The organism is Sulfuricaulis sp. (genome assembly GCF_049587675.1).
Lineage (GTDB): Bacteria > Pseudomonadota > Gammaproteobacteria > Acidiferrobacterales > Sulfurifustaceae > Sulfuricaulis.
Genome location: NZ_JBAVEJ010000017.1, coordinates 1 through 2,357, shown reverse-complemented (window position 1 = coordinate 2,357; position 2,357 = coordinate 1). Strand labels below are relative to the sequence as shown.

The following is a 2,357-nucleotide window of genomic DNA, read 5'->3' as shown; positions in this document are numbered from 1 at the left end:
AGATGTAGGCGGCCAGCAAATGCACTTTGGCCTCGCCCAGGAACTCGGCATGCGCCGGCATGCGGCCGGCACGGCCCTTGTCGATGGTTTCCATGATGGTCTTCTTCGAGCCGCCATAGAGCCAGATATTATCGGTCAGGTTGGGCGCGCCCATGGCCGGGTTGCCCTTGCCATCCGGCCCATGACAGGCCACGCACAGTTGCATGAATTTTTCCTTGCCGGCTGCGGCGATGGTGTCATTCACGCTGCGCCCGCTGAGAGAGAGGACGTATTCCGCCACGTTCGCCGTGCCGTCCGGCCCCAGCACCGCGCCCCACGCGGGCATCGCGCCCTGGCGGCCGTGCAGGATCGTGGTCTGGATGATCTGCGGATCGCCGCCGTACAGCCAGTCTTCGTCGCGCAAATTGGGGAAACCGGGGCCGCCGCCGGCGTCAGATCCGTGGCAGCCGGTGCAGTAGTTCACGAACAGGCGCGCGCCGGTCTTGAGGGCCTCCGGGTTCGCGGCCAGGAGCTTGAGGTCTTCCTTGAGATATTTTTCATACAACGGATTGAACTGATTGTCCGCGGCCGCGATTTCCTTTTCATACTGGCCTTTCTCGGTCCAGCCGAGGATACCCTTGAAAGTCCCCATGCCCGGATACAGCGCCAGGTAACCAACGCCGAACACCAGCGTGACATAGAACAGACCCAGCCACCACTTGGGCAGCGGGTTGTTCAGTTCCTGCAGGTCCTCGTCCCAGACGTGGCCATGAGACTTGGGCTTTTCGCCGACTTTCGGGCGTGGGCCGGTCGACATCCAGCGGATCAGCCAGAGCATCGCGACGATGCCGCCGCCGGCCCCGACGATGATGTACCAGCTCCAGAATCCGCTCGTGAAATCAGCCATGTTTCTTGTCTCCGGAAGGACGCTTGGACACCGCGTCATCGTCTTCCAGGGGCATGCGCGCTGCCTTGTCAAACCGCTTCTTGCGCTTCGCGCTCCAGGCCCACACGATGATGCCGATGAACAGCACGAACAGCAGCACCGTCCACACCGAATGTATGAGACCGAAGTTCATCGCCGCACCTTGATCGCCGTGCCCATGCCCTGCAGATAGGCGATCAGCGCGTCCATCTCGGTCTTGCCATCCAGATCGGCAGGCGCATTCTTGATGTCCTCGTCGGAATAGGGCGTGCCCGGTCCAAGCTGGTTAAACGTCCGCATCTTGCGCTGGATCAGGCCGGGATCGAGTTTATTTTTCGCCAGCCATGGATAGCCCGGCATGATCGACTCGGGCACCACGTCGCGCGGGTTCATGAGATGCACGCGATGCCAGTCATCCGAATAACGTCCGCCGACGCGCGCCAGGTCCGGGCCGGTACGCTTGCTGCCCCACTGGAACGGACGGTCGTACACGAATTCGCCGGCCACGGAATAGTGGCCGTAACGCTCGGTCTCGGCGCGGAACGGCCGGATCATCTGCGAATGGCACAGGTAACAACCCTCGCGTACATAAACGTCGCGCCCTTCGATCTGCAAGGCGTTATAGGGCTTGAGGCCCTCGACGGGCTCGGTCGTGGATTTCTGGAAGAACAGCGGCACGATCTCGACGAGTCCGCCGACCGCGATCACCAACACCGTGAGGATCACCAGCAGCGCGACGCTGGTTTCGACCTTGTCATGTCCGGTTGCCATGATCGTCTCCTAGTGCGCCGCGGCCGGGACGGGGATGGCCGCCTCGATGGGCTTTGCACCTTTGATCGTCTTCCACAGGTTGAAGGCCATGATCAACATGCCGGTCAGGAAGAACAGGCCGCCCAGGGTGCGCACGATGTAGAACGGATGCATCGCCTGCACGGATTCGACGAAGGAATAGGTCAAGGTCCCGTCGGTGTTCACCGCACGCCACATCAGGCCCTGCATCACGCCCGCGATCCACATTGACGAGATGTACAACACGATACCGATCGTCGAGATCCAGAAATGCGTCTCGATGAGCTTCACGCTGTAGACCTGGCGGCCGAACAGGCGCGGTATCAGGAAATACATCGCGCCGATCGAGATCATGCCGACCCAGCCGAGCGCGCCCGAGTGCACGTGGCCGATGGTCCAGTCGGTGTAGTGCGACAGCGCGTTCACCGTCTTGATCGACATCATCGGACCCTCGAACGTGCTCATGCCGTAGAACGATACCGACACGATCAGGAATTTCAGGATCGGATCGGTGCGCAGCTTCTGCCACGCGCCAGACAGCGTCATGATGCCGTTGATCATGCCGCCCCAGCTTGGTGCCAGCAGGATCAGCGAGAACACCATGCCGAGCGACTGGGTCCAGTCGGGCAGCGCGGTATAGTGCAGGTGGTGCGGGCCGGCCCAG

General features: G+C 61.8%; 4 protein-coding genes. All 4 read right to left on the bottom strand.

Annotation, left to right across the window (positions count from 1 at the left end; genetic code table 11):
• Nucleotides 1-886 (bottom strand): cytochrome-c oxidase, cbb3-type subunit III (ccoP, locus tag WB402_RS00855; RefSeq protein ID WP_424204821.1); only part of this gene is annotated, 886 nt, incomplete at its 3' end.
• Entirely contained in the window at nt 879-1,058 is a 180-nt protein-coding gene (locus WB402_RS00850) for a cbb3-type cytochrome oxidase subunit 3 (protein WP_424204819.1), read from the bottom strand. The genes WB402_RS00850 and ccoP, both read right to left, overlap by 8 nt.
• A complete protein-coding gene (gene ccoO / locus WB402_RS00845; protein WP_424204817.1) occupies nt 1,055-1,675 on the bottom strand; it encodes a cytochrome-c oxidase, cbb3-type subunit II in 621 nt (206 codons plus the stop codon). The genes WB402_RS00850 and ccoO overlap by 4 nt, the downstream gene beginning before the upstream one ends.
• 9 nt (nt 1,676-1,684) lie before the next feature.
• The coding region (locus tag WB402_RS00840) for a cbb3-type cytochrome c oxidase subunit I (protein ID WP_424204815.1) at nt 1,685-2,357 on the bottom strand (673 nt) is incomplete at its 5' end.

What these genes read in the sequence shown, in the direction of transcription:
- ccoO (WP_424204817.1), bottom strand. Translation starts at nt 1,675, where the DNA reads ATGGCAACCGGACATGACAAGGTCGAAACCAGCGTCGCGCTGCTGGTG.
- WB402_RS00850 (WP_424204819.1), bottom strand. Translation starts at nt 1,058, where the DNA reads ATGAACTTCGGTCTCATACATTCGGTGTGGACGGTGCTGCTGTTCGTG.